This window comes from Thermosipho sp. 1244 (assembly GCF_018588215.1).
Taxonomy (GTDB): domain Bacteria; phylum Thermotogota; class Thermotogae; order Thermotogales; family Fervidobacteriaceae; genus Thermosipho; species Thermosipho affectus.
The window spans coordinates 1-6439 of record NZ_LNGA01000022.1 but is presented as its reverse complement, the minus strand read 5'-3'; the positions used below and the strand labels follow the sequence as shown (position 1 = coordinate 6439).

The 6439-nt window shown below is 30.0% G+C and carries 4 protein-coding genes; 2 read left to right on the top strand and 2 right to left on the bottom strand.

The annotated features are described in order from the left end of the window. Window positions 1-103 precede the first annotated feature (103 nt). The gene (locus tag AS157_RS05020) at window positions 104-1363 is read right to left on the bottom strand and encodes an ABC transporter substrate-binding protein (protein WP_075665480.1); all 1260 of its coding nucleotides are present in this window, start codon (window positions 1361-1363) and stop codon (window positions 104-106) included. 214 nt (window positions 1364-1577) lie between these two features. On the opposite strand from AS157_RS05020, the gene AS157_RS05015 reads away from it, so the two are divergent. Further along, entirely contained in the window at window positions 1578-3581 is a 2004-nt protein-coding gene (locus tag AS157_RS05015) for a helix-hairpin-helix domain-containing protein (protein WP_077288922.1), read from the top strand. Between the two features lie 26 nt (window positions 3582-3607). After that, window positions 3608-4060, top strand: coding sequence for a chemotaxis protein CheW (locus tag AS157_RS05010; protein WP_077197953.1), 453 nt, complete (start codon window positions 3608-3610; stop codon window positions 4058-4060). Here AS157_RS05010 and priA read toward each other — a convergent pair. Continuing rightward, window positions 4053-6281, bottom strand: a complete 2229-nt coding sequence (priA, locus tag AS157_RS05005) for a replication restart helicase PriA (protein ID WP_197023164.1) — start codon at window positions 6279-6281, stop codon at window positions 4053-4055. The genes AS157_RS05010 and priA overlap by 8 nt on opposite strands. Window positions 6282-6439 lie beyond the last annotated feature (158 nt).

Genomic DNA, 6439 nt, shown 5'->3' with positions numbered 1-6439 from the left:
CTTCTAATTTACCATACTTATCTTTTTCTGTCAACCCTTGCCTTTTGTTAAATTTTATTTAAGAAAAAAACAATGGCTTCGGAAATCCGAAGCCATTAGATTTTTATTCTCCGTATTCTTCGGCTAAATACTTATTAATTTGATCATCTGCCGTTTTTATTGCCGTTTCCATATCAACTTTTCCATTTACAAAATCGGAGAACATGTTTCCAACTACACTCCTTATTTCATACCATACACCTATTTGTGGATCAAATACTGCATTATCAATTTGAGTTAAAGGAATCTCAGCAAGTGGATCAGATTTTACATTTTCTTTCCATATATTTGTTTCAAGTGCACTCTTTCTTACTGGGATATACCCCGTATTTACTGACCAGAATGCTGTAACATCTGGAGATATAAGATATTTCATAAATTCCCATGCAGCTTTCTTTTGCTCTTCGGTTGCATTTGAAAACATAATAACATCGGTCCCCGCAAATGGTACATTTCTTGTTTTCCAAACAGGAACTGGTGCCCAGCTCCAATTAAATTTTCCTTTAACCGAACTTTCAACATATTTTCTACCTGCAATTGTTCCAATATACATAACAACTTTTTGTTGACCAAATGGATCATTCATATATCCACCTTGATAATATGCAATTCCTTCATCAATTAATTTTTTTACAAATTTCAAAACATCCCTTGTTTCTGGACTATCAATATTTGAAACCCATTTTCCATCAACAAACTTCAAGATTGATCCGCCTCTCAAAGACAAAAGAATTTGGAACAAATCGGCAGTAGTTCTAAATCCAAAACCGTATTGATCAGGTTTTCCATCACCATCTACATCTTCTGTTAAAACCTTAGCTGCATAATATAATTCGTTAATAGACTTTGGAATATCTACACCATAAAGGGTTAAAAGATCAGCGTTGTAATACAACATATACAAACTCTTGTTAAATGGAATTGCATAAACATCATTACCCCACATACAATTCTTTCTCAAAGGTTCATAAATATCTTCCCATTCCTCTTTAGTTAAACCTATTTCTGTATCCGAAAGAAAACCATTTAATTTTTGGACAACACCACTTTGAATGAGCTTTGCAGTCCAGTTGGAATACGCTTGTGAAATCGTAGGAAGTTCTCCTGCCTGAGCGCCAGCAAGCAATTTTTGGCTTAATGCACCATAATTTCCAACATATACAGCTTCAACCTCTATATCTGTATGAGAATCATTAAAAGATTTCACAATCTGTTCCAATGTTTTTCCGTGATTTCCACCCATAGCATGCCAGAACACAACTTTAGTTTTTGCAAATGACACCAAAACTAAAAGTGATAACAAAACTACCAAAAACTTTTTCATGTTACCCCTCCTTCTTATATGTTATTTGGCTTTATATATTATACCACATTGCGTGCTATTTTTATATTAAAATAAAATTTACAAAACTTTATGTAAAAACATTAAAATCATATAAAGATATTAATCATATAAAGATATTAAAATTCATTTATCTTATTTTATTTTATCTTAAACAACACCATATTCTGGTATAATTAACAAAAGGAGGAATTTTATGGAAAAAATAATAGCCAGAGAATTAAATTTAGAAGAATGGAAAGTAAAAAATGCAATAAGTCTTCTAAAAGAAAACACAATACACTTTGTAGCTAGATATAGGAAAGATCAAACAGGTGGTTTAAATGAAATAACATTAAGAGAAATTGAAAAGAAATACAAATATCTTGAAAAGGTAGAAAAACTGAAGAAAAAAATACTCAAAACTTTGGAAAAAGAAAGAAAACTTACAACTTCGTTAAGAAAAAAGATACAAAATTCATACAATTTAACAGAGCTTGAAGATATCTACCTTCCATACAAAAAAAGAAAAAAAACTAAGGCAGATATTGCAATAGAGAACGGTCTACTCCCACTTGCAGAAAAAGCATGTAAAAACCAAAAAATAGATATAAAAACACACTATACATCTCTTTTTAATACGAAAGAAAAAATAATAGATGGAATAACGGACATATTGGCCCAAAAATTTGCACATAACGATATAATAAGAAAAAAGTTAGAGTTAATTTTACTTGAACATGGATACATAAAATGCCAAAAAAAGACAAAAGAAAAAACAAAATACGATACATACGACAAATTTGAAAAGAAAATCAAACATATCAAAGAACATAATATACTATCTATTAATCGAGGGGAAAAAGAAGGCGTTTTACAGGTAAAACTGTATATTAACAAAAAACACCAAGAATACTTATACAGTTTAACCAAATGGGAGCAAAATAAAATAACACAAAAGGGCCTTGAAAAAGGATGGAAGTTGTTATTTCCTTCAATTGAAAAAAGGGTAAGAAACACATTAACAAAAAAAGCAGAAGACAGGGCTATAAAGGTGTTCGCAGAAAATCTAAAACAACTATTACTAACAAAACCACTAAGAAACAAAAGGCTCATTGCAATTGATCCAGGTAATAAAACAGGATGTAAAATTGCAATTCTCGATGAATTTGGTAACCTATTAGACTATGCAGTTATATTTCCCACATCTCCTCACCTTGATCTTGAAAATTCGGAAAAGAAGGTTTTAGAATTTATAGAAAAATATCACCTTGATTTAGTAGTTATAGGAAATAGAACTGCCTCAAGAGAAGTCCAAAAATTCATAGTATCTCTTATAAAAAAACATAAATTAGATATTAAATACACTTTTTCAAACGAAGCAGGTGCATCGGTATATTCCACTTCAGATATAGCAATTGAAGAATTCCCAGACTTAGATCCAACCATAAGAAGTGCAGTTAGTATTGGAAGAAGAATCCAAGATCCTATGGCAGAACTTGTAAAAATAAATCCAAAGTCACTAGGTATAGGACAATATCAACATGATGTTAATCAAAAAAAACTATATGAAGAACTCAAAAATGTAGTTAGTGATGTGGTAAATTTAGTTGGAGTAGATTTAAACAGTGCTTCTTCAAAACTTTTAGAATATGTCTCTGGAATAACCCCTTCTATTGCAAAAAAAATAATAAAATACAGAGAAAAGATCGGAAAATTCACCGAAAGAAAACAACTGCTTGAAATAGACGGACTTGGAAAAAAAACATACACACAATGTGCTGGATTTCTTAGAATAAAAGATGGAAAAAATCCTTTAGAGGCAACCGGCATTCACCCTGAACATTACAATATAGCCGAAGAAATATTAAAAAATCAAAACATTAAAGAAGTTTCTGAAAAATATAACATTGGAAATCTAACTTTAGATTACATATTAAATGAACTTAAAAATATGGGAAAAGATTTAAGAGATATCTCACATGAAGTTATATTCTACGATAATATAATAACATTTGAAATGTTAAAAGTTGGAACAATTCTAAAGGGAAAAGTAACAAATATAACAGACTTTGGTGTTTTTTTAGATATCGGATTAAAAGAAAGTGGCTTTATCTATAAAAAACTTCTCAATAGAGAAATGAAAATAAATGATATAATAAAAGTAGAAGTAATTGAACTCGACAAGGAACTAAGACACATAAAGCTAAAACCTGTATGATATAATTTTTTTATGGAGGTGAAAGAATGGAACTTAAAGTTTTGACTTTTATCCTTGGTGATGAGGAATTTGCAATTGATATCATGAAAGTCGACAGAGTAAAAGAATACGAAAAAACAACTAAACTTCCAAATTCATTAGACTTTGTTGAAGGTATAATAAACCTCATGGGAGAAGTAATACCGATAATAAACCTCAGAAAAAAGTTTATGTTACCGGACTTTCAAGACAAAGAAAAATCAAAAATCATAGTAATTAGATTTGAAAATGAAAAGAAAATGGGCTTCTTAGTCGATGATGTTAAAGAAGTAATAACTTTAACAGGCGAACAAATTGATCAAACTCCAGAATATAGTGGTCAATCATCAGAATTTCTATTGGGTGTAGCAAAACTCGAAAACAGGATGATACTAATACTAGATGTAGAAAAGGTATTAAAAAAAGAGGAAAAATTAGAAATTTCCTCCATGGTTAAGTAACATATAAAGACGGGGGATTAACCCTTATCTTTACCTTTGTAGGATATTTTGAAATTACTTCGTTTAAAATACGATTTGTTTTACCTACATCATGCGTTTTTATTATAAAATGATACAAAAAGTTATTTCTTATTTTTGAAATAAAAAATTCAGTAGGTCCAAGTATTTTCAGATTAAAATTTTCAAGTTCAAGTACAAGTTTTTTTGCACTTTTTAGACCAAGCTCCTTATTATTAGAATAAATAATAACCTGAATAATATCTACAAAGGGAGGATATTCTAGATCCTTCCTTTGTTTTAATTCGTATTCATAATAACCTTCTACATCTTGTCTTAATGCATATTCTATGACAAAACTATCTCTTTCATAAGTTTGTATCAAAGCTTTCCCTTTTTCCTTTCTTCCAGCTCTTCCTATTACTTGAACTAATAATCTAAAAAGATTTAAAGAAGAATTGTAATCTGGGATATTTCTCATTGCATCTACATCAATAACACCAATTAAACTCACGGTGGGCACATCTAATCCCTTTGTAATCATCTTTGTTCCAATTAAAATATCAATTTCTCCTTCGTATAATTTTTTCAACACCTTTTGAAATTTTTGGTAATTTTTTACCACTTCCGTATCAACTCTTACTATATTTCTGCCTGGGAAAACTTTTTGTAATTCTCCTTCCAATCTTTCAGTTCCCATTCCTTTTTCGTAAAAAAGGGCAGAACCACAAATTGGGCAAGAAATTTCAGGAACACTTTCAAATCCACATATATGACACTTCAATTTTCTTTCAGATTTATGGTAAGTTAATGCCACATCACAATTTGGACACTTTAATACATTTCCACAATTTTGACACATAATTAAAGAATATCCCTTTCTTCTAACAAAAAACATAACACTTTTTCCATTTTCCAGTTCTCTCTTAACATTTTTCAAAATACTCTTTGAAACATATGGTATAACTTTTTCTTCTTCTTTCATATCAACAACTTCAACCTTTGGAAGTACCGTCCCGTACCTCTCCTTTAACGTACAAAGTTTCATATCATTCCTTGTAGCCTTCATGTAGTGTTCCAATCTAGGGGTAGCAGAACCAAAGATTACAAGTCCTGGAAATTTTTCTACAAGGTAAATCAAGTCATAAACAACCTCTCCGTCTTGATAATAGCTATCATCGTGCTCTTCGTCAACAATTATCAAATCTTTATCAAATGGTATAAAGAACGCACTCCTTGTTCCTACAAGTATATCGATCTTCCCCGTTACTGCTCTCATCCATAACTCTATCTTTTGACTCTTTGTAAGATAACTATGAAATATCCCTACCTTTTTCCCCGAAAGTCTTGATTTTATCCTATTTACCGTCTGTTCTATCAATGAAACTTCTGGAACAAGATATAACGTCTTTAAATTGCTTTTTTTAATTACAGAAAGATAAACTTCTGTTTTCCCACTACCTGTTACACCATATAACAATACCTTTAATTTATTTTTCTTTAATATATCTTCAACAATTTTTTTTTGACTTTCGCTTAAATCTATATCTTCAAAATCCTTTGGAAATTCCTCACTTAATCTCAACAATCCCTTTCTTTCAAGCTGTAATAAGACATCCTTATTTATATCCAAAAACTCCCTAAGTTCTGAATAAGTGGTGTAATTGTTCACAAGAAGATAATCTATAACTTTTTTTTGCTTTTTGGTAAGTTTCTTTTCAAAAATTTCAGAAGGTAAAACATTTAAAAATACATATAACTCTTTTCTTGGCCTTGGAAACTTATACTGAAAATCCTTTTCTATGTAAATTACTCCATTCATTAAAAATTCCTTTAATTTTTTTTCTCCAAACCTTTCAATAAATTCTCTAACTGCCATTCCATTAAAGTCATAAAGTGGGTTATTAGAAAACACTTTTTCAACAAAATAATTTTCTATCCCCTTTGGAAAAGAAAGATCAAACAATCTACCAATTGGTGTATTAAAAAAATTAGAAGCCTCATTCAAAGCTTCAACAAACCACCCTTCTAAAAAACTCCTACCATCTACCTTTCCTATTACTTCACCTTCAACCTTTCCAGGATTTTCTTTTAAAACATAACCTATCTCTTTTTTTCCCCTAAACTTTAAGAAAATCCTTTCGCCAATTTCCAATTTAAAATCAGAGTTTACAAAGAAAGTCCTTTTAAAACTTGAGTTGGAAATTGCAACTTCATATACCATATAATCACCTCATTAGAATTGTATCATATTATAAAACTGAGTCTGTTTCAAAAATAGTAAGAGACTAATCCGAAATCAAAAAATAGATACAAAAATATAATAAAATACTTTTGAATTACCTTTGAATAACCTTTTCTAACAATAAACAAAAAAATTGC